Genomic DNA, 20,180 nt, shown 5'->3' on the forward strand with positions numbered 1-20,180 from the left:
GAAGGGTTCTCCGAGGCAATCTATGTCAACCGTTCCAGACCATGGTCTCAAAGAAATGGTGCCGGTCTTCGGGCCCGAGGCCCTCGGCGTGGGCACCCACGGCAGCTTCCATGCGGCGCTCGAACGCCTCAGCGGCGAAGGCGATCTCAAGGCCCGTCTGCTGCTGTCGGCCCTGTCGCACTTCGCCGCCAAGGGCTATGACGGCGTGCAGGTGAAGGAAGTGGCCGAGGAGGCCGGCGTCTCGAAGCCGACCCTCTACTACCATTTCGGCAGCAAGGAAGGGCTCTTCCGGCAGCTCTGCCTCGTCTCGCTCTCTAGCATGGCCGTGCGCATCCAGGCCATGGTGGAGCCCTTCCTGGCCGCGCCCATCAAGGGGACCGAGGCGGTGGAAGCCGCCTGTCTGAAGCTGTCCCATGCCTACCTCGGCCTCCTGCTGGAGAGCCAGGAATTCACGGGATTCATCCTGCGCTCCATCGCCGTGCCCTCGCCGGATTCCAGCTTCCGCGACCTCATGCCCCTCGTGGAGCGTGGCCTGAGCCCCCTGGGCCTCTTCGTGCATCACGTGTTCGGCACCAGCCTGGAGATGGCCCGCAAGGAAGTGCTGCTCTTCACCTCCCTGGTGGGATCGCTCATCGAGGAGAAGCTGCGGGATCCGAACTACCAGATCACCGAGGCCGAAATCGACTGGGTCACCCGCCGCTGGCTGCACGGCGTCCTGGGCTGAGGCCGGTCATGGCCAAGCCAACCATGCAGAAGCCTGCATCCATCCGGGCCACCTTACGCCCCCTGGAACTGTCCCAGCACCTCTTCGAGGTGGAACTGGTCTTTCCCGCCGAAGCCCTGGGCCAGGGCGCCGTCGCGGCCATGCCCGCCTGGACGCCGGGCTCGTACCTGGTGCGGGATTACGCGCGGTTCGTGGACCGGATGCGCCTCGTGGAAGGCCGCAAGGAAAGCCCGCTGGAGAAGCTCGACAAGCAGCGCTGGAAGCTTCCGGCCTCGAAGCGGGAACTCACCATCCGTTACCGGGTGTACGGCAACGACCTCACCGTGCGCACCAACCACGTGGATGCCACCCACGCACAAATCATCCCCGCCGCCACCTTTCTCTACCTGGAAGGGCAGCTCGATCGGCCCGTGGAGGTCCGTTTCGAAGGCTTTCCCGGCGACTGGAAGGTGGCCTCCGCGCTGCCGCAGAAGCAGGGCGCCTACCTGGCCAAGGATTTCGACACGCTGGTGGATTCGCCCTTCGAGTTGGGCACCTTCCGCACGCGGCGCTTCAAGTGCGGTGGCACCACCTTCGAGTTGGCCTTCACCGGCCTGCACAGCGGTGACGAGGGCCGGATCACCGAGGCCACGGAAAAGATCGTCGATGCGGCGGGCGCCATCTTCGGCGGCTTCCCCTTCGACCGTTACGTGTTCCTCTTCACCTTCGCGCCCAAGCTGCGTGGCGGGCTGGAGCACAAGGACTGCACGAGCCTCATCTCAGACAGCCACGCCTTCGACAAGCCGGAGGGTTACTACGCTCTCTACCAGCTGGTGGCGCATGAATTCTTCCACGCCTGGAACGTGAAGCGCCTCCACGACACCGTGCTCGGGCCCTTCGACTACAGCCGCGAGAACCCGACGAAGATGCTCTGGTTCCACGAGGGGCTCACGGCCTACATGGAACACGTGATCGTCCTGCGCGCGGGCGTCGTGCCCTGGAGCCACACATCGAAGGAGCTGGCCCGCTGCTGGGGCGAGCAGGTGCAGCGCCCGGGCCGCCTGGAGCAGAGCCTGGAGGAGTCCAGCTGGGACACCTGGATCCGCCTCTACAAGCCGCACGAGTTCAGCCCCAACAGCTCCGTGAGCTACTACGACAAGGGCGAGATGGTGGCCTGGCTCATGGACGCCACGCTTCGCGAAGGCAGCCGCGGCAAGGCAGGCCTGGCCGACCTCTTCAGCCTGCTTTGGACACGGCATGGCGAAACGGGCCTGCGGGACGCTGACGTGCGCCAGGCCTTCAAGGAACTTTCCCGAAAGGATCCAGCGGCCTTCTGGGAGGCCTACATCTCGGGCCGGACGGAACTGGATGCGGCGCCCCTGCTGCGGGCCTTCGGGCTGAGGATGGAAGCCCAGGCGCCTTGGGAAACCCTTCCCGTGGATGAACGGCAGGACCCGGCCAGCCTTCGCCGCGCCCAGTCCTGGACGGGCCTCAGCCTGGCCGCCAACGGCCCCACCATCCAGAACGTGATTCCTGACAGCCCCGCGGCCGCGGCCGGCCTCAGCTTCGGCATGGAGATCCTGGCCGTGGACGGATGGCGCACCACCACCGCCGCCGAAGTTCAGCGCGGGTTCTCCCAGGCCGGGCCCGGCGCCATGGTGACGGTGCTGGCGGCGGACCGCGGGCGCGTGTTCGAAGCCCGCGTTCCGGTGATGCTGAGCCCTGAACGCAGTCATCGCCTGGTGCCCGACCCCAGGGCCGGCGCCACGCCCCGGACCTCCTTCACGGCCTCCTACGGGCAGGCTTGGCCCGCGGCGCCCGTGAAGCGCGGCGGACGTCGGTGAGGCCGGTGAGGATCGCCGCGATCATCGCCGCCCACGACGAAGCCGACCACATCGCCCCGGTGCTGGAGGGGCTGAAACCTTACGCACTCCATCGTCTGCTGGTGGTGGACGACGGATCCACGGATGGCACGGGATCGGTGGCCGAGGCCCAGGGTGCCGAGGTGCTGCGCCTGGAGCCCGGGCAGGGCGGCGGCAAGGGCCAGGCCATGCGCGCGGGCATCGCCCATCTGCGCGGGGACGCCTTCGACTTCTATCTCTTCCTCGACGCCGATGGCCAGCATGACCCCGCCGACCTGCGGTGCTTCCTGGATCATCTGGCGCGGCACCCGGATGCGGATTTCCTCATCGGCTCGCGTTTCCTGGATCGCGCGAAGATCCCGCCGAAACGGTGGCGCACCAATGCGCTGGGCAGCTGGACCCTGGGCCGCATCGCCGGTGTGACCTGGGAGGACAGCCAGAGCGGCTTCCGCCTCATCCGAAAAAAAGTGCTCGACCGCCTGGATCTGCGCGCCACGGGCTTCGCCATCGAAATGGAAATCGCCATGAAGGCCGCCGACTGGAAGCTGCGGTGGGCCCACATCCCCATCCAGGCCATCTACCGGCCCGGGCCGCACCGGAGCCATTTCCGCGGCGTGATGGATACGTGGCTCATCGCATGGGAATCGCTGAAGTGCTGAGCCAGAACTGGTAGCGTGGAACCATGGTCAATCCGCTTGATTGGGATCTCGGCAACGTGCCACCGGGCGTGGCCTGGGGCGGTGTGGACGAGGCGGGGCGGGGCGCCTGGGCGGGACCTGTGGTGGCCGCCTGCGCGGTGCTGGATGGCGAGACCGTCCACAAGTGGGGCCACGTGCTGCGGGGTGTGCGGGACAGCAAGCAGCTCAAGCCCGAACGGCGGGAGGTGCTGGCCACCGAGCTCAAGGCCATCCTGCCGGCCTACGCCATCGCCGAGATGGATGCCATGGCCATCGACCGGGAGAACATCCTCGAAGCCACCATGATGGCCATGCGACAGTCCGTGGCGAATCTGTCCCTGCGCCCGCGGATGCTGTTCATTGACGGCAATCGCGGGCCCAGGACGGGCTTGCCTGAGCGTCTCGTGGTGGATGGCGATGCCCTCAGTTGCGCCATCGGCGCCGCCAGCATCCTGGCCAAGGCCCACCGCGACGCGCTCATGATCGCCATGGAGGCGGCTCATCCGGGCTACGGCTTCGATCAGCACAAGGGCTACGGCACACCTCTGCACCGGGCGCGGATCCAGGAGCTGGGCGTGAGCCCCATCCACCGCATCAGCTACGCGCCCATCGCCGCGATGCAGAGGGTGGATGAGGCCCTGCGCGATGTGCTGCGCCACCGGCTGGACGCCTGCACCTCCGTGAGCGAGCTGCGGACCTGGGTGGACCAGGACCTCCGGCCTTCGTACGGTCGCCTGAAGCTGGTGTGGGTCGAAACGCTGCGCCGCCGCTATGCGGATCGCCTCGTGCAGCTCGCCGACGCGGAAGGACTGGTCGGAGAGGGGCCGTGAAGGCCGTCGCCATCGGCCTCTTGAGGCACGGGAATCGCTGGTTCCTGCAGCGGCGCGATCCATCCAATCCCGTGTTGCCGGGTCTGTGGGAATTCCCGGGCGGCAAGGTCGAGGAGGGCGAGACGCCCGAATCGGCCCTGATGCGTGAACTGCGCGAGGAACTGGGCGTGTCGCTCCACTTCGCGGAACCCATGCCCACGCTGGAAGGGGCCGTGCGGCTGCATCCTTTCCTCGTGCGGTCGGATGTGGCGCCCCGCACGGACTTGGCTTGGGGCTGGTTCACGGCGGCGGACATGCTGCATCTGCCGGTACCGCCCCTGAACCTTCCCTTGATCGCCGCCCTGGCGCGGATCGCCGACGAGTCCCAGCCTCCTCTTGCCGATCTGATAACCTGAAGCTTCCCAGGCCCGGAGATGCCATGACGCGATTCCTCATTCGGACCTTCCTCTGCGCCCTGGCGGCGTCGGGGCTGTTCGCCCAGCAGACAGAGGTGGTGCTGAGCGCCACCAGCAGCGCGAAGCTCGTGTTGGGCATGACCTCGCCCAAGGTGACGGGGGTCGATGAAGCCTCCGTCGCCTCGGAGTTCACGGCCGTGCTCAAGCGGGATCTGGATGAGACGGGCGTCATCGCCATGCTGTCGGAACGGCTTCCCGCGAACTCGGCGCCGGTGAAGGCCTGGAAGGAAGCCGGGGCCCAGTGGCTGCTGAACACCAAGCTGACCAAGGCCGCCAACGGGGACCTCCAGCTGGAGGCCTCGGCGCTGGACACCGCGGCCGAGAAGGGCGTGTTCACCCGCACCTACAACGCCAACAAGATCGTGCCGCTGCGCTACCTCGCGCACTACCTGGCCGATGATCTGGTGGGCCGCCTGACGGGCGAAAAGGGCGTGGCCTCCAGCCGCATCGTCTTCGTGCGCCAGCTTTCGCCGGGCGTGAAGGAGATCTTCCAGGTGGACCGGGACGGTGCGGGCCTGGTGCAGCTCACCCGGCACGGCAGCCTCACGCTGTCGCCCACGGTGGCCGTGGACGGCCGCCTGGCCTACATCACATACAAGGGTGGCGCGCCCGAGATCTGGGGCCAGCGCCGCAAGGACGGCCCCCACGAAAAGTTCTACCCCACCAGCGGGGCGGGGGGCATGCTCTCCTCGCCCGTGTGGTCGCCCGACGGCAAGCGCTTGGCCTTCGTCCAGGGCGACCGCCGCGGCAACACGGACATCATGGTGCTCGACCTGGCCACCAACCGGGCGCGGCGCCTGACGGACGGCAACGGCATCAACACCGAACCCTGCTGGAATCCCAACGGGAACCAGATCGCCTTCACCTCGGATCGGGAGGGCGGCCCCCAGGTGTTCCTCATGCAGGATGACGGCTCGAACCTCCGCCGCCTCACCGGAGAGGGGCAGTACAACGCCAGCCCCGCCTGGAGTCCCAATGGCGCCATGGTCGCCTACGTTTCGCGTTTCGAGGGCAAGTTCGATCTTTTTGTCTACAAGCTGGGCGAAGGTAAGGCCTATCAGATCACCACGGGGGTGAGCACCTCCGAATCGCCCGCCTGGTCGCCGGACGAGCGCAGGCTCGTGTTCACGAGCAACCGCTTCGGCTCGTCCCAGCTCTTCACCAGCGATCTCTCGGGTCGGCAGATCCTGCGCCTGATGGACCTGGCGGGCTGCCAGAGCCCCCGCTGGATCAGGGGTAGATGAAAAAATATGGCAATGTCGTGAGTTCTGGCGTTCTATACTCGAGTCCATCCAGGAGGAACAACCCCATGCGATACGGAACCTACCTCGTCCCTGCAGCCGTCGTGCTCACCCTTGGCAGCTTGGCTTGCAAGCCCCCCAAGACCGCCGAGCAGATCAAGCAGGAGACGCAGGCTGCCTTCAACGAAGGCGTCCAGGCGTTCAAGGACGGGAAGGCTCGTGAGACGAACCCGTACGTGAACGACAAGGAAAACCCGCACAAGATGCAGGGCTGGTACGACGGCTGGGACAAGGCCAAGGCCGACAAGGATGCCGCTGACAAGGCCGCCGCCGACAAGGCTGCCGCCGACAAGGCCGCCGCCGACGCGAAGGCCGCCGCCGACCGCGCCGCCGCCGAAGAGGCTGCCCGCAAGGCCGCCGAGGCCGAAAAGGCTGCCGCCTTCAAGGCTGCCGCCGCCAAGGTGCTCGTGAACATCCACTTCGACTACGACAAGTCGGAGATCAAGGAGAAGGACCGCGCCATCCTGCAGGGCATCGCCGACTTCATGAAGGCCTACCCCGCTGCCAAGGTTGAGATCGAAGGCCACTGCGACGAGCGCGGCACCAACGAGTACAACCTCGCCCTCGGCAACAAGCGCGCCGCCGCCGCCCTCGCCTACCTGAAGACCCTGGGCGTCGACGAAGCCCGCTTCACCACCATCAGCTACGGCAAGGAAAAGCCCCTTTGCACCGAGGCGAAGGAAGCCTGCTGGAGCCAGAACCGCCGCGGCGAGTTCAAGCTCAAGTAACCTGGTCCGCATCGCGTGAAGCGGGGGCGAAAGCCCCCGCTTCTTTTCTTCGGGGGTTCCCGATGACGCGCATACCCCCGAACCCCCGCGCCGGGGCCTGGATGAACCCGGCCCCGGCTTTCATCAAACAACCACTTTTCGATTAGCATGAAGTCGAGTCCTGGAGTTCCCATGAGCGCCCGCACGATGATGCTTCCCGCCCTGGCCGCGCTGCTTGCCATCGGATGCGGATCCGAGGAACAACTTCGCCGTGTGGAGCAGGAAGTAGGCGATCTCAAGCTGGAGGTCTTCAAGCTCCGCCAGGTGGTGGAGGAGGGCAACAAGAAGGCGCAGGCGGATCAGGACGCCGCCGCCGAGGCCCGCGTGCAGGATCGCCGCTTCCAGGCGGATCTGCAGGAGAGCCTGCGCCAGGTCCAGGACACCACCCGCGTGATGAACAACCGGCTCGGCAGCCTGCCCAAGGGCGGGACCCGGCCTCCCGTCGAAGGGCCCGCGCCGACCACGACCGCCGCCGAGGACGAGCGCGCCTACAACGCCGCGGTGCTGGACTACAACCGGGGCAACTATCCCCTCGCGGCCGAGGGCCTCGAACTCTTCCTGAAGACCTATCCGCAGAGCGCGAAGCGGCCCGACGCCCTCTTTTTCCTGGGCCTCTGCCACTACAACCAGCGCGCCTACGACAAGGCCCAGACGACCTTCGATCGCATCATCAAGGATCACGCGGCCTCGCCCCAGTTCCTCCCGGCGAAGCTCAAGCGCGCCCAGTGCCTGCTCAAGCAGGGCCTGAAGCCCGCCGCCGTGAAGGCCTTCCGCGAGCTGGTGGACGGGTTCTCCGGTAGCGCCGAGGCCCGCACGGCCCAGCAGGAACTGAGCGACCTGGGGCTTTAGACCGCCGAGCAGGCCCGGATCAGCGCCGCGGGATCCGGGGCTTCCATGGGCACCTGTCCCGGCGTCTCCAGCAGGTCGCGCAGGCGCTGATCCCGCTTGCCCAGGGGGAGCGCCGCGAGCTCGGCGCGGGGCACCCAGCGCAGGCCTGGGGCGGGCGTGAAGCGGGCGTCCAGGCTGAGGTGCAGGGGGTTCACCGCTTCGCGACGATGGGTGTAAACCTGGGTCCAGCCCGGCCAGGCACGGACGGCCCCTGGAGCGGGCACCAGGGCCTGGAGGGAGGGCTCGGCGGCTTCGAGGGCGGGCCAGCGCCAAAGCCCCGCCAGCAGCCCCTTGGCGGCAGGCGGATGGAGCAGCACGTGGCCTTCCGCTTCGAGGGCGTAGAGCCACAGGGTGGAGGCCTTCGGCTTCGGCCGTTTCGCCACCGGCGGGATGTCGCCGGTCCTCCCAGTGAGATGGGCTCCGCATCGCTCCGAAAGGGGGCAGGTCGCGCAGACGGGTGAGGGTAAACAAATCGTGGCGCCCAGCTCCATGAGGGCCTGGGTCATGCGGGAGGGGCCGTGCGCCGCGAGGGCGGGCTCAAGCCAGGTCCGGAAGCGGACGGCCTGGTCCTTGGGATCCCCTTCGATCAGCAGCAGGCGCGCCAGCACGCGGAAGGCGTTGCCATCGAGGGCCGGCGTGGGCCACTGGAACGCGATGGATCCCACCGCGGCGGCGGTGTAGGGGCCGAGGCCCGGTAGGCCGGTCAGCCCATCCAGATCGGTGGGCCAGCCCTCCGCGGCCACGGTTCCCGCGGCGGCCTTCAGGAAGCGCGCGCGGCGGTAATAGCCCAAGCCCTCCCAGGCCTTGTGGACGGCGTCTTCCCCGGCTTCGGCGAGGTGCTGCGGCGTCGGAAACTGCTCCATCCAGCGGTTGAAATAGGGCGTGACGGTGGCGACCTGGGTCTGCTGCAGCATCAGCTCCGAGACCAGCACCGCGTAGGGATCCGGATGGGGCGCATCCAGATCCGCCGCCCGCCAGGGCAGATCGCGCCGCACCCGATCGAACCAGGGCGCCAGCGGCGCGAGAAGCTCAGGAGAAGGAATCCACGACATGTTTTGACGCTACCAGTTCTCGCAGGCCGAAAGCAGGATCGCGAGGGTATTCGCACAGCGAGGAACCCCCGGAGAGGATGAAAGCAGGATCTCGGCTTTGCCGAGATCCTGCGCGGGGGTCCGGGGGTGTTCGCGCAGCGAGGAACCCGCGGAGAGGATGAAAGCAGGAGCGCGGCTTTGCCGAGATCCTGCGCGGGGGCCCGGGGGTGTTCGCGCAGCGAGGAACCCCCGGAGAGGATGAAAGCAGGAGCGCGGCTTCGCCGAGATCCTGCGCGGGGGTCCGGGGGTGTTCGCGCAGCGTGGAACCCCCGGATAGAACTGCCAAAGAAAAAGCGCCGGAAGACCGGCGCTTTTTCTTTGGTGCCCGCGAGCAGACTCGAACTGCTACGGCTTGTGGCCACCACCCCCTCAAGATGGCGTGTCTACCAATTTCACCACGCGGGCAACGTGGAAACCTAAGTGTCTCTCAAAGCGCGGATGCAGTCAATCACCCGTTTTGCAGAGCCTACTTCTTGACGGGTGCAGGCGCGGGAACGGCAGGCGCGGGAACCGCGGGAGCGGGCGTCGTGGCGACGGCCTTGTCCATCGTCTTGTCCAGCACCGAGCGGTTCTCGCGGATGATCAGGACTTCAATGAACAGGGTGGTGGCGAGGAAGCCCGCCGCCAGCCAGTAGGTGGCCTTGGAGAGGAAGGGCGTGGCGCCCTGGGCGCCGAAGGCCGAATTGGCGCCGCCCCCACCGAAGGAAGCCCCGAGACCGCCCTTGGTGCCGGGCTGCAGGAGCACCGTCCCGATGAGGAGGACACCGAAGAGAACGAGAAGTGTGATGGCGAGGCCGTTCATGGAAACTCCGAACCTCCTAGTCTGCCATGCCGGGCCGCCTACATCCATAGCCCCGTGAGGCTGGGGGCCTGCAGCACGCGGTGCACGGCCTCGGCCCGCTCCACCAGGCGGATGAAATCCGAGGGCAGAAGGGCCTGGGGACCGTCGCTGAGGGCTTTTTCGGGGTGGCAGTGGGTTTCGACCAGCAGCCCGTCCGCGCCCACGGCCACGCCCGCGAGGGCGCAGGGGATGACGAGGTCGCGCCGCCCGGTGGCGTGGCTCGGGTCCACCATCACAGGCAAGTGCGTGAGGGCCTTGGCGGCGGGAACGACGCTGACATCCAGGGTGTTGCGGGCGTGATCGGACCAGGTGCGGATGCCGCGCTCGCAGAGCACCAGGTTCCGGTTGCCCTCACCCAGCACGTATTCGGCGGCGTAGAGCCATTCTTCGAGGGTCGCGGAAGGGCCGCGCTTGAGCAGCACGGGCTTGCCGCAGCGTCCGGCGCGGCGCAGCAGGGCGAAGTTCTGCATGTTGCGCGCGCCGATCTGCACCATGTCGGCGCTCTGCTCCACCGCATCGAAGGTCTCGACCTCCGTGGCCTCGGTGACGATGCCCAGATCGAACTCGGCGCGCACTTCCTCCAATAGGCGCAGCCCTTCAAGTCCCAGGCCCTGGAACGCGTAGGGGCTCGTCCGCGGCTTGTAGGCCCCGGCCCGCAGCAGCTTCACGCCGGCTTCGGCCACGTAGCGCGCCACGGTGAAGAGCTGTTCGCGGCTTTCCACGCCGCAGGGGCCGCCCACGAGCGCGAGGGCGGAGCCGCCGATCTTCACGCTTCGTACGTCCACCACCGTGCGGCCCGCCACGGCGTCCGCGCTGGCCAGCTTGTAGGGGCTGGTGATGGGTACCACGCGGCGCACGCCGTCCATGGGTTCGATGCGGTCGGGCTTCAGGGCCTTGGAGGCGTTGGGCGCCACGATGCTGAGAGCCTCGGGTGTTTCATTCACCTGACAACGGATGCCGGCGGCCTCTAAGAGCGACAGAACCTCCTTCACCTGGTCCGGCGTGGCATGATTTTCCATAAGGATGAGCATGGAGTGGCCTCGGAAGGCCATTCTACCGGGAGCCAGGAGGCCGCTCCTGGACACCTTCGCGCCAACGGACGCACACTTAGGCATCGGAGGTCTCCCATGAGGCGCGCTCCCTGGCTGTTCCTTGCTCCCATCGTGTTCGTCATTGGATGCACCCGGCCCGAAGTGGAGGCGTTCCGGCAGCGCCCGGCGCCGGTCAGCGTGGCCGTGAGCCTGCCCGCGGGCCTGGAAGACCGCGAGGGCTTCCAGCGGGAGTACGCCTCGGCCCTGCGCGCCAGGCTTGCCACGCGCGTCGTCGTGGTGCCCGAAGGGGTCAAGCCACCGGTGGGCGCCGCCGAACTGCGTGTCGAGATCCGGAACATCTCCCCGGCGCCGAGCCAGCCCAGCGCCGCCGCCGTCGGCGTCGCCACAGGGGTGACCGTGGGCGCCTTCAGCACCATGTCGGGCAACCGCGGCTGGGGTGTGATGGATGGCCTCTTCTGGGGCCTCTGGGCCGGCACCCATGCGGCCATGCACCGCGATCGCGTGCAGGACCGCCTCGGATACGAACCCCAGGTGGTGCGGGCGGAGGTGAGCCTCCTGCAGGCCGGGAATCTCGAGCCCCTGTGGGTGGAATCCATCGGACCCGCCGAAGTGGTCGAAGCCATGGATCCCCTGCCGCCCGGATACCGCGACGACGACGGCCGCATCCGCGAGGAGGAGGCCCGGGGCTTCGCCCGGGTGGTGGTGGCCAAGCTGTCTTCCTACTTCCAGTGGACGCGCTTCACGGATCAGCGCTTCTACGAAGATCCCTCGGCGCCCAGAGAACGCACACCGGCCCCTCCGCCTCCGAAGCCGCAGACGCCGAGGACGCCGCAACCCACTGAACCGCCCCCGCCGCCTCCGGCCGTGCCGCCGCCCCCGCCGGGAACCTCGCCCGAGCCCATGGGTGAGCCCGGTCCGGAGCCGAAGCACTGATGGAAACCCGCGTCATTCGCTGTTCCGGATGCGGCGCCTCAGTGCCTCCGGATGCCACCCAATGTCCCTACTGCCGGGCCCAATTGGCCACGGTGGCCTGCCCGGCCTGCTTCGCCCTGGTTCCGCTGAGCGCCAGCCATTGTCCCGGGTGCGGCGCGGCCCTGGCCCCGCGTGAGGCCGTGACGCCCGATGGCGCGCCCTGTCCCGCCTGCGCCAAGCCCCTGGCCTCGGCCAAGGTGGGTGACCTGGATTGCCGGGAATGTCTGGCCTGCGGCGGCCTTTGGCTGGAGCGGTCCGTCTTCGAACAGCTGGGATCCAGCCGCGAACGCCAGGGCGCCGTGCTGGGCGCACTGCCCGCGCCCGATGCGCCAAGCACGGGCCGGCTGGAGCCCGTGCAGTACCGACCCTGTCCGAGCTGCCGCCAGCGGATGAACCGCGTGAACTACGCCAAGCGGTCCGGTGTGGTGGTGGATGTCTGCAAGGCCCACGGCCTCTGGTTCGACAAGGATGAACTGCGCCGCGTCCTGGCCTTCGTCGAAGGAGGCGGATTGGACCGCGCGCGCGAACTGGAAATCGAAGAACTGAAAGCGGCGAAACGGGCCGCGGAGCTGCCGGGCCATCCCCATCCCGCCTCGTCCTATGAATTCCAGCAGCAGATGAACGCCCAGGGCCATTGGCTCAGCGGTGCGGGCCTGCTGGGCCTCGCCGCCGAGGTGGCGGGCATCTTCCTCGATCGGGAGTGATCTTCAGCCACGGATGAACACGGATGAACGCAGATAAGAACCTGCCCATTCATCCGTGTTGATCTGCGTTCATCCGTGGCTAAAAACTAGCTGGCCTGCTTGACCAGCTCGGCGAACTTCTTGGGGTCGAGGCTGGCGCCGCCGACGAGGCCGCCGGCGACTTCGGGGATGCCCAGCAGTTCGGGGAAGCTCTCGGGAGTGACGCTGCCGCCGTAGAGGATGGGCACCTGGGCGGCCGCGGCTCCAAGGTGGCGATTCAGTTCGGCGCGGATGAAGGCATGGGCCTCGCGCACCTGCTCGGCTTCGGCGCGACGGCCCGTGCCGATGGCCCAGACGGGTTCGTAGGCCACCCACAGGGGGCCGGCGCCGTTTTCGGCGAGAATGGACAGTTGTTGTCCAAGCACGGCGAGCGTCTGGCCGGCATCGCGCTGGTCCAGCGTTTCGCCGATACAGAGCAGGGGCAGCAGGCCGTTCTGGCGGGCGGCCTGGATCTTCTTCGCCAGGGCCGCGTCGGTTTCGCCGAAGTACTGGCGGCGCTCGCTGTGGCCGAGGATGACGCCCGTGCAGCCCGCGTCCTTGAGCTGGGCCATGGAGATCTCGCCGGTGAAGGCGCCCTTGGGCTCGGCATGTCCGTTCTGCCCGAAGACCTGGAGGCCCTTCGCCCGCACGAGGCCGCTCACGAGGGAGAGCATCGTGAAGGGCGGCGCGATGCCGGCTTCGGTCCCCGCCTTGGGCGTGAACTGCGCGAGCATGCTCTCGCAGAAGGATCGGGCCTCATCCGAGGTCAGGTTCATCTTCCAGTTGGCGACGACGCAGCGCATGGGATCTCCGGGGGGACGCAGGGCTGGTCGTCGGCCATGTTCGAGACGCGACCAGTGGGTAAACTTCGAGCCTATCAGCCTTCCGGGCCCCTCGCATACACGGCGGGCGTCCTGCCCAGGTAGGTCCTGAAAGCCTTGATGAAGTGGGCCTGGTCGAAGAAGCCGAGGGCCAGGGCGAGGGCCGGAAGGTCCACCGCCTGATGGGCCTCCAGTTGCTCCATGGCCTCATGGAGGCGGTACCGCTGGATCACCCACTTGGGGCTGACGCCCACGTAGTCCTGGAAGAGCCGCTGCAGCGACCGGAGGCTCAACCCGGCTTCCCGCGCCACGGCTTCCGCCTGGGTCAGCTCGCGATCCTCCAGAATCCGGGCCACGATGCTGCGCGCCAACCGGGCCTTGGCATCGGGTCGGGGGAGGCGTTCGAGCAGAAAGGCCTCGACGTGCGTCACGGCGGTGCTCGCGTCCTCACCGCAGCCCAGCACGGCGGCTTCGAGGGCCGCACCCGGCGGGCCCAAGGCGGTTGCCAAGGGAAGCACCTGATCCGTGAATTCGCTTACAGGCCGGCCCCAGAAGGGACGGAAACAGCCCGGGAGGAACTTGGTTCCGAGGACCCATCCCCGGCCCTCCAGCCTGCGGCTGAAGCGTCCGGTGTGAACGCCGGCGAGGCCGGATCGCCCTTCTTCAATCACCAGGTGCACCGAGGGGTGGGGCAGGGTCTCTCGGACCAGCGAAGGCTGTCCGCTCAGATCCCAGGACACGGTCCAGAAGTGCTCCACGAATTCGGCCAGAGGCCCCTCGGGAAGAAAGCGTCCGGCCGGGGATTCTCGGCGGATGGCCTCGGCGCCCACCACGCCCTTGGGTCGCCACTCCGTGGGCTTCGCCATGTGCTCCTCTCCCTGGGCTGTCGCGTTTCTACAATACTGTCATCACAGGCGGGCCGATGCTGGGATCAGCCTCAGCGACCGGAGCCGCCATGCCCATTTCGCCCATCCCGACAGGCCTTGTCCTGCCTGTTCTCCTCGGCCTGGGATCCGGGCTCGCCGCCCAGACCGGCCCCCAAAACAATGCTCAAATTCGCGCCACTCAGCCAAAGGAGGTCCGCGTGACGGCCCTTGCGACAGGATCTTTCGATGTGAACGTGGTGCCCCTCACGGACGGGGTGCGGCAGGGTGTTTGGTCCCCGGGCCGGATGTCCATCGACAAGCAGTTCAAGGGCGACCTGGAGGCGACCAGCCAGGGTGAGATGCTGGCCGCGGGAACGGAGGTCCAGGGATCCGCGGGCTACACCGCCATCGAGCGGGTCAGCGGCAAGCTCCACGGCCGGGCAGGCACCTTCCTGCTCCAGCATTTCGCCGTGATGTACCACGGCGTGCCCGGCGAGTGGATCGTGATGGTGGTTCCCGATTCGGGCACCGGTGAGCTGAAGGGGCTCGCCGGCAGGATGACCATCACGATCACAGGAAAGCTGCACGCCTACGCGCTGAACTACACCCTTCCAGCCCAGCGCTAGGGCCGGGCTCAAGGTCCGGGCTGGAAGGGATTTCCCTGATCAGCGCTGCAGGGCAGTGACGCCGGGGAGTTCGAGGCCGCTGAGGAATTCCAGGCTGGCGCCGCCGCCGGTGGAGACGTGGCTCATGCGGGAGGCGACGTCGGCCTTGTTCACGGCCGCGACGCTATCGCCGCCGCCCACCAGGACGAAGGCGCCCTTGTCCGCCGCTTCGGCCAGTTCTTCGGCCATGGTGAGGGTTCCGCTGGCGAAGGGGGCCATCTCGAAGACGCCCATGGGACCGTTCCAAAGCAGGGTCTTGGCGGCGCGGATCTCGGCGGCGTAGGCGGCCACGGTTTCAGGGCCGATGTCCAGGGCCATGCGGTCCGCGGGGATGTTCTGATCGGTGGTGATGGCGCAGTCCGTGTCTTCCTTGAATTCGGCCGCGGCCATGTGGTCGAGGGGCAGCATCAGGCGCGTGCCCTTGGCCTCGGCCTGTTTCAGCAGATCAAGGGCCAGGTCCAGCTTGTCCACTTCGCAGAGGCTCTTGCCGATCTCGAAGCTCTGGGCCTTGAGGAAGGTGTAGCTCATGGCGCCGCCGATGAGGATGGCGTCGGCCTTGCCGAGGAAGTTCTGGATGAGTTCGATCTTGTCGCTCACCTTGGCGCCGCCGAAGATGACCACCAGCGGCTTGTCCGGGTTGTCCGTGACCTTGCTGAGGGCCTTCAGTTCCTTCTCCATGAGGAAGCCCGCGGCCACGCGGTCCTTGGGGAAATGGGCCACCATGCCGCTGACGGAGGCGTGGGCGCGGTGAGCCGAGCCGAAGGCGTCGTTGACGTAGGTGTCGGCCAGCTTGGCGAGATCGGCGGCGAACTCCTCCTTGTTCTTCGTCTCGCCCTTCTCGAAACGCAGATTCTCCAGCAGCAGGATCTGACCCGGCTTCAGGGCCGCGGCCTCGGCTTCCACCGCCGCGCCGTTCACGTAGCTGGCCAGGCGGCATTCGAAGCCCTGCTCCTTCAGCCAGGCGGCCACGGGCGCGGCGCTGTAGGCGGCCTCGAAGCCCTTGCCCTCGGGGCGCCCCAGGTGGGAGGCCAGCACCACGGAGGCGCCGCCTTCCAGCAGGCACTTCAGGGTGGGCAGGGTCTCGCGCACGCGGGTGGCGTCCGTGATCTTGCCGTCCTTCAGGGGCACGTTCAGATCCGCCCTCAGGAAGACGCGGCGGCCCTTCACATCGAGATCTTGCACCGATTGGAAACCCATGGCTGCTCCTTGCACTTGGAAGATTCCATTCTGACGGAAGATGACGGGGTCGGCTATGGGACTCCTCACCAGGCCTTCTCGAAGATGCCGATCCAGCGGGGACTGTCTGCGGTGAAGGCCTCGCCGGCGTAGGTGCCCATGACCCGGCGCAGGCGCAGACCCGCGCGGACGGCCATGTCCTGCAGGTCGGCGGGCTGGTAGAGGCGCACGCTTTCCAGGACTTCGCGCACGTCGCCTGAGCCGAGGTTGAGCAGCGAGATGCGCTTCACGAGGCGGTCGCCTTCGAGGGCGCGGTGGCTGTGGGCCCGGATGCCGCCCTGTTCCACCGTGTCTTCGGGAATCAGGGTGCGCGCCACCAGATCGGCGTTCAGGTAGTCCATCACCAGCACGCCGTTGGCCTTGAGCAGGGCGCCGAAGCGCGTCATCAGGTCGCGGTTCTCCTCATCCGAGAAGTAGCCGAAGGGCGTGAACCAGAGGCAGATGCCGTGAAGGCTGCCTTCCTTCAAGGGCAGGTGCCGCATGTCGGCCCGGAGCAGCCAGGGACGGAGGGAGCTGGGGGCCATGCCAAGCAGTACTCGCGAAAGGTCCATGCCGAAGGCGAGCGGGTTGGCGCGTCTCAGGATCTCCAGATGCCGCCCCGCGCCGCAGGCCAGGTCAAGCACGGGGCCCTCGGCCAGTTCGGGCGCGACTCGCAGGGCCTTGTGCACGGCCACGCGCGCCTCTTCTGCGTCCCGGTGGGCGTAGAGCCGGGCGTAGTCCTCGTCAAACCATCTCTCGAACCACTCGGACAACGGAGATCCTTCCAATAGCTCAGAGTATCCACTGAGGCGGGCGGGCGCCGCATTTCAGAGTCGGAACGCCGGGTCGGGTAGAATGGATGCCGCAAAGGAAACCCATGCAACGCCCTGAACGCCTCGAAGACCAAGTCCACTTCCTCCTCTCCACCCTCGTGCAGCGGGATCTCCGGGATCCCGAACTGGGCTTCGTGACGCTCACCGCCGTGCGGCTTTCGCCGGATCGCAGCGTGGCCAAGGTCTACTTCACGGTGCTGCCGGCCAACGGCGGCGACCAGGAAGCGCAGGACCTTCTGACGCGCAAGGCCCTGGGCCGTGCCGCGGGCTTCCTGCGCAGCCAGCTCGCCTCCCGCCTCAAGATGAAACGGGTGCCGGAGCTGCGTTTCTTCCCGGACAGCACGCTGGAGGCGGGCAACCACCTGGAATCCCTCCTCTCCGAGATCGAGCGGGAGCGCGCCTCCAGGCCCGCCGATCCCGAGGTTGAAAACGGGACCGAGACGCCGGAATCCTGATGGTCGAGTCGGGCATCCACCTCGTCCACAAGACCGTGGGGCAGAGCAGCTTTGACGTGATCCGCGGCTTCAAGCACCGGGCCTACGAGGCCGGGCAGAAGAAGCTGGCCCTGGGCCACGGCGGCACGCTGGATCCCTTCGCGAAGGGCCTGCTGCTGGTGCTGGCGGGCCAGGCCACGCGGCTCATGGAACTCATGCATCCCCTGCCCAAGACCTACGTGGCCGAAGTGGCCTGGGGCGTGGAGACCGATACCTGCGATCTGCAGGGCCTTCCCTTGGGCGAGGCCGTCGTCGCCGACCTTTCACCAGAGCTGCTGGACGCGGCCCTGGCGCCCTTTCTCGGCTGGGCGGACCAGGTGCCCCCCGCCACCAGCGCCAAGAAGATCGACGGCGAAGCCGCCTACAAGAAGGCCCATCGCGGCGAGATCGTGCTCATGAAGCCGAGCCGCGTCTTCCTGCTGTCGGCAAGGTGGCTCAGCCATGACCTGCCGCGCGCCAGCCGTCTGGAGATCACCTGCCGGGGCGGCTTCTACGTGCGCAGCCTGGCGCGGGATCTGGGCCGCGCCCTGGGTTGCGGGGCCCATCTGTCCGCGCTGCACCGCACGGCCATCGGCCCCTGGACCGATCCGGGCGAAGGCTGCGAAAGGCTGCTCAAGGGGACCGACCTGCTGCCCTGGTGCCCCTCGCGCCTGCTCAGCGAGGAGGAGGCCGAGCACCTCTCCCATGGCCGCGCCATCCCCGTGGGCGAAAACCATCCCGCGACCTGGGTCCTTCCGGAAGGCTTCCCCGATCCCGGCGCGCCGCTGCGGGCCCTGAATGACGACCGTCTGGTGGCGCTGCTCAAGCCCGCCGAAGATGGGCTGCGCACCTTCGCGAACCTGCGGGGCGGGCTCTAGGCGGGCGGCCATCGTCGTGGGTTGCGCTGGGACTTTATCGGAGTGGACGGGTCTGCCGAACTCATTGATTCCCGTGTGGTCGTAAACGACACTGGGAGGGATGTCGACAAGCCTGATGCCGCAGCCCGCTCGGGCGGAGGCAGGATTGGCCTTCTCCGCGAGGTTCCATGCTCCACCCCCACGTTCCCGAGGATCTCAAGCATTTCGGCAAGCATCTCTTCGCGACCTTCCTGGGCCTGATCATGGCCCTGGGGCTCGAACAGTGGCGGGAGCACCGGCAGGAGCTCCGCCTCAGCGAGGAGAGCCTCCATCGCATCGAGGCGGAACTCCGCCGGAACCGGGACGACACGGCCCAGCGGCTGGTTCGGCTGGAAACCGAGATCCCCGTCACCAAGGCCTATTACGAGGATCTGGAACGCGCGGTGGCCGAGCGTCGCGCGGGCCGCAAGGCTCCCCTGCCGGTTCGGCTCAAGACCCAGAACCCGGATTTCGGATTCACCTGGAGCGCCTGGGAGGGTGCGCGCGCCACGGGCGGGCTGCGCCACATCGATCCCACGCGGCTCCAGCGGATGTCGGAGGTCTATGCCGACATGCAGCGCTTCATCCCCATCCAGGACCAGCTGATGCTCAACCCGGCCTTTGCGGACCTGCTCACCTTCGCGCCCCTGGAGCCCGAATCCCTCAGGCCCCAGGAACTGGACCGGCTCCTGAACGGTTTCCGCTTCAATCAGACCTGGAATCAGAGCCGGATCCGCATCGGACGCGAGATGCTCAAGGAGCTGGACGAAGCGCTGAAGCCCTGAACCTGTGGCCTCGGCGCTATGCTCGAATCGTGACTCATGCCCATCCGGAAACCCTCCAGGCGCTCTTCGGGCGGGGCGCGCGCTGTGTGGCGGAGGAGGATTTCCCGGGCGCCGTCGCGAGCTATGACCGGGCCCTGGAGATCGCGCCGGACCTGGCCGAAGCCCACGCGAACCTGGGCGTGGCCCGCGAACGCATGGGCGCCCTCGCTGAAGCGGAGTCCTGCTACCGGCGCGCCCTGGCGCTGGATCCCGATTTCCTGGAGGGCCTCCTCAACCTCGGCGCCCTGCTCATCCAGCAGAAGCGCTTTGAGGAAGCCGCGGCGATCCATGCCGCCGCGATGCGCAAGCACCCCGAGGCGCCGGGGCTCTGGTCGAGCCTCGGCGTGCTGCACGCCTGTTTGAAGGAGGATGAGGAGGCCGAGCGCTGTCTGCGCGAAGCCCTGAGGCTCAACCCGAACCATCACCGGGCGCGCTACAACCTCAGCTACATCCTCCTCCGCCAGATGCGCTTCATAGAGGGCTGGGAGGCCCTGGAGGCGCGGGCCTGGAGCCTGGCGCTGAACGATCAGATTCCCGCGCCGCGGTGGCAGGGTGAGGATCTGGCCGGGAAGGCGCTGCTCGTGGGCAGCGAGGCGGGTTTCGGCGACATGATCCACTTCGTCCGCTACCTCCCTCTGCTTAAGCAGTGCGGTGTGGCGCGCCTCGGCCTCGTGTGCCCCGCGCCCCTGAAGCGCCTCTTCGCGAGCCTGCCGGGCGTCGATGCCGTGGTGGCCCTCGGTGAGCCGGTGCCGGACCTCGGCTGGGATCTGTGGACGCTGCCGATGAGCGCGCCCCATCACTGCGGCACGCGGATGGAATCCATTCCGGCCTCGATCCCCTACCTGCGGGCGGATCCGGAGCAGGTCAGGACTTGGGCGGAGCGGCTGCCCGCTTCGGCGCTGAAGGTGGGCCTTGCCTGGAAGGGGAACCCGCGCTTCGAGAATGATGCCGACCGTTCGCTTCCGGGGCTGGAGACGCTGGCCCCGCTGGCTTCGGCGGGGATCCTGTTCGTGAGTCTGCAGAAGGGCGTGGCGGAAGCCGAGGCCCAGGATCCGCCGCCGGGCCTGGCGATCTTCGATCCGAGCTCCTGGATCGACGATTTCGCCGATACGGGCGCGCTCATGATGAACCTCGATCTGGTGATCACGGTGGACACGGCGGCGGCCCACCTCGCGGGCGCCCTCGGCCGGCCCTGCTGGGTGCTGCTGCCCCATCACAAGACGGACTGGCGCTGGTTCACGGGGCGAGACGATTCGCCCTGGTACCCGGGTCTCATGCGGCTCTTCCGCCAGGGACCCGGCGGTTGGGAACCCGTCATCCGCGAGGTGGCCCAGGCCCTCCAGACGGTGGCTAAAGCCAAGAAGGAATCCTAGCGGCCGTGGAAGCCCGAGGGACGCCGGGCCTCCAGTTTTTGCTCGCCGAACCG

At 67.8% G+C, this 20,180-nt stretch carries 22 protein-coding genes and 1 tRNA gene; 15 read left to right on the forward strand and 8 right to left on the reverse strand.

Features of this window, described 5'->3' with window-relative positions:
- The first annotated feature begins 22 nt into the window (after nt 1–22).
- The 8 genes from QSJ34_RS01950 (at nt 23) to QSJ34_RS01985 (ending at nt 7,444) form a co-directional block, all read left to right on the forward strand.
- Nucleotides 23–724 carry a TetR/AcrR family transcriptional regulator gene (locus QSJ34_RS01950; RefSeq protein WP_285569584.1) on the forward strand — a complete coding sequence of 234 codons (702 nt, stop codon included), beginning with the start codon at nt 23–25 and terminating at the stop codon, nt 722–724.
- 8 nt (nt 725–732) lie between these two features.
- Entirely contained in the window at nt 733–2,547 is a 1,815-nt protein-coding gene (locus QSJ34_RS01955) for a M61 family metallopeptidase (protein ID WP_285569586.1), read from the forward strand.
- Nucleotides 2,548–2,552: 5 nt separating this feature from the next.
- Nucleotides 2,553–3,224, forward strand: a complete 672-nt coding sequence (locus tag QSJ34_RS01960) for a glycosyltransferase family 2 protein (protein ID WP_285569591.1) — start codon at nt 2,553–2,555, stop codon at nt 3,222–3,224.
- Nucleotides 3,225–3,247: 23 nt separating this feature from the next.
- Nucleotides 3,248–4,072 (forward strand): ribonuclease HII, encoded by an 825-nt coding sequence (locus QSJ34_RS01965; protein ID WP_285569593.1) that lies wholly within the window; start codon nt 3,248–3,250, stop codon nt 4,070–4,072.
- Nucleotides 4,069–4,467 carry an NUDIX domain-containing protein gene (locus QSJ34_RS01970; RefSeq protein ID WP_285569595.1) on the forward strand — a complete coding sequence of 133 codons (399 nt, stop codon included), beginning with the start codon at nt 4,069–4,071 and terminating at the stop codon, nt 4,465–4,467. Before QSJ34_RS01965 ends, QSJ34_RS01970 begins: the two co-directional genes overlap by 4 nt.
- 23 nt (nt 4,468–4,490) lie before the next feature.
- A complete protein-coding gene (locus QSJ34_RS01975) occupies nt 4,491–5,771 on the forward strand; it encodes a hypothetical protein (RefSeq protein ID WP_285569596.1) in 1,281 nt (426 codons plus the stop codon).
- A 65-nt stretch (nt 5,772–5,836) separates the two neighbouring features.
- On the forward strand, nt 5,837–6,556 hold the full coding sequence (gene pal, locus QSJ34_RS01980) for a peptidoglycan-associated lipoprotein Pal (RefSeq protein ID WP_285569597.1): 720 nt from the start codon (nt 5,837–5,839) through the stop codon (nt 6,554–6,556).
- A 171-nt stretch (nt 6,557–6,727) separates the two neighbouring features.
- Nucleotides 6,728–7,444 (forward strand): tetratricopeptide repeat protein, encoded by a 717-nt coding sequence (locus tag QSJ34_RS01985; RefSeq protein WP_285569599.1) that lies wholly within the window; start codon nt 6,728–6,730, stop codon nt 7,442–7,444.
- Here the strand turns inward: QSJ34_RS01985 and QSJ34_RS01990 are convergent.
- The 4 genes from QSJ34_RS01990 to aroF all read right to left on the reverse strand — a co-directional run bounded on the left by QSJ34_RS01990 (nt 7,441) and on the right by aroF (nt 10,446).
- A complete protein-coding gene (locus tag QSJ34_RS01990; RefSeq protein ID WP_285569601.1) occupies nt 7,441–8,535 on the reverse strand; it encodes an A/G-specific adenine glycosylase in 1,095 nt (364 codons plus the stop codon). The two genes, QSJ34_RS01985 and QSJ34_RS01990, sit on opposite strands and share 4 nt — an antisense overlap.
- Before the next feature lie 358 nt (nt 8,536–8,893).
- A tRNA-Leu gene (locus QSJ34_RS01995) sits at nt 8,894–8,979 on the reverse strand.
- 61 nt (nt 8,980–9,040) lie between these two features.
- On the reverse strand, nt 9,041–9,376 hold the full coding sequence (secG, locus tag QSJ34_RS02000) for a preprotein translocase subunit SecG (protein WP_285569602.1): 336 nt from the start codon (nt 9,374–9,376) through the stop codon (nt 9,041–9,043).
- Nucleotides 9,377–9,414: 38 nt separating this feature from the next.
- A complete protein-coding gene (aroF, locus tag QSJ34_RS02005) occupies nt 9,415–10,446 on the reverse strand; it encodes a 3-deoxy-7-phosphoheptulonate synthase (protein ID WP_285569603.1) in 1,032 nt (343 codons plus the stop codon).
- 96 nt (nt 10,447–10,542) lie between these two features.
- Between aroF and QSJ34_RS02010 the strand changes: the two genes are divergently transcribed.
- The gene (locus QSJ34_RS02010) at nt 10,543–11,400 is read left to right on the forward strand and encodes a hypothetical protein (RefSeq protein ID WP_285569605.1); all 858 of its coding nucleotides are present in this window, start codon (nt 10,543–10,545) and stop codon (nt 11,398–11,400) included.
- Nucleotides 11,400–12,143 carry a zf-TFIIB domain-containing protein gene (locus tag QSJ34_RS02015; RefSeq protein ID WP_285569607.1) on the forward strand — a complete coding sequence of 248 codons (744 nt, stop codon included), beginning with the start codon at nt 11,400–11,402 and terminating at the stop codon, nt 12,141–12,143. The genes QSJ34_RS02010 and QSJ34_RS02015 overlap by 1 nt, the downstream gene beginning before the upstream one ends.
- Nucleotides 12,144–12,229: 86 nt before the next feature.
- On the opposite strand, the gene tpiA is transcribed toward QSJ34_RS02015, so the two are convergent.
- Both tpiA and QSJ34_RS02025 read right to left on the reverse strand, forming a co-directional pair.
- Nucleotides 12,230–12,964, reverse strand: coding sequence for a triose-phosphate isomerase (gene tpiA / locus QSJ34_RS02020; protein ID WP_285569608.1), 735 nt, complete (start codon nt 12,962–12,964; stop codon nt 12,230–12,232).
- A 74-nt stretch (nt 12,965–13,038) separates the two neighbouring features.
- Nucleotides 13,039–13,848, reverse strand: coding sequence for an AraC family transcriptional regulator (locus QSJ34_RS02025; RefSeq protein ID WP_285569610.1), 810 nt, complete (start codon nt 13,846–13,848; stop codon nt 13,039–13,041).
- Nucleotides 13,849–14,066: 218 nt separating this feature from the next.
- Here QSJ34_RS02025 and QSJ34_RS02030 point away from each other — a divergent pair, with 218 nt between their 5' ends.
- Nucleotides 14,067–14,474 carry a DUF3224 domain-containing protein gene (locus QSJ34_RS02030; protein ID WP_285569612.1) on the forward strand — a complete coding sequence of 136 codons (408 nt, stop codon included), beginning with the start codon at nt 14,067–14,069 and terminating at the stop codon, nt 14,472–14,474.
- Between the two features lie 39 nt (nt 14,475–14,513).
- On the opposite strand, the gene QSJ34_RS02035 is transcribed toward QSJ34_RS02030, so the two are convergent.
- Nucleotides 14,514–15,710: a phosphoglycerate kinase gene (locus QSJ34_RS02035; protein ID WP_285569614.1), complete on the reverse strand. Its 1,197-nt coding sequence runs from the start codon at nt 15,708–15,710 to the stop codon at nt 14,514–14,516.
- A gap of 65 nt (nt 15,711–15,775) precedes the next feature.
- On the reverse strand, nt 15,776–16,501 hold the full coding sequence (locus tag QSJ34_RS02040; protein ID WP_285569616.1) for a class I SAM-dependent methyltransferase: 726 nt from the start codon (nt 16,499–16,501) through the stop codon (nt 15,776–15,778).
- A 104-nt stretch (nt 16,502–16,605) separates the two neighbouring features.
- Between QSJ34_RS02040 and rbfA the strand changes: the two genes are divergently transcribed.
- From rbfA to QSJ34_RS02060, 4 genes are all read left to right on the forward strand, one after another.
- Entirely contained in the window at nt 16,606–17,016 is a 411-nt protein-coding gene (gene rbfA, locus QSJ34_RS02045; RefSeq protein ID WP_285569617.1) for a 30S ribosome-binding factor RbfA, read from the forward strand.
- The gene (gene truB / locus QSJ34_RS02050) at nt 17,016–17,912 is read left to right on the forward strand and encodes a tRNA pseudouridine(55) synthase TruB (RefSeq protein ID WP_285569618.1); all 897 of its coding nucleotides are present in this window, start codon (nt 17,016–17,018) and stop codon (nt 17,910–17,912) included. The genes rbfA and truB overlap by 1 nt, the downstream gene beginning before the upstream one ends.
- Before the next feature lie 167 nt (nt 17,913–18,079).
- The gene (locus tag QSJ34_RS02055; protein ID WP_285569620.1) at nt 18,080–18,715 is read left to right on the forward strand and encodes a hypothetical protein; all 636 of its coding nucleotides are present in this window, start codon (nt 18,080–18,082) and stop codon (nt 18,713–18,715) included.
- Between the two features lie 29 nt (nt 18,716–18,744).
- Nucleotides 18,745–20,127, forward strand: coding sequence for a tetratricopeptide repeat protein (locus QSJ34_RS02060; RefSeq protein WP_285569621.1), 1,383 nt, complete (start codon nt 18,745–18,747; stop codon nt 20,125–20,127).
- Nucleotides 20,128–20,180: the final 53 nt, after the last annotated feature.

Source organism: Geothrix limicola (genome assembly GCF_030268085.1).
Classification (GTDB): Bacteria; Acidobacteriota; Holophagae; order Holophagales; family Holophagaceae; genus Geothrix; species Geothrix limicola.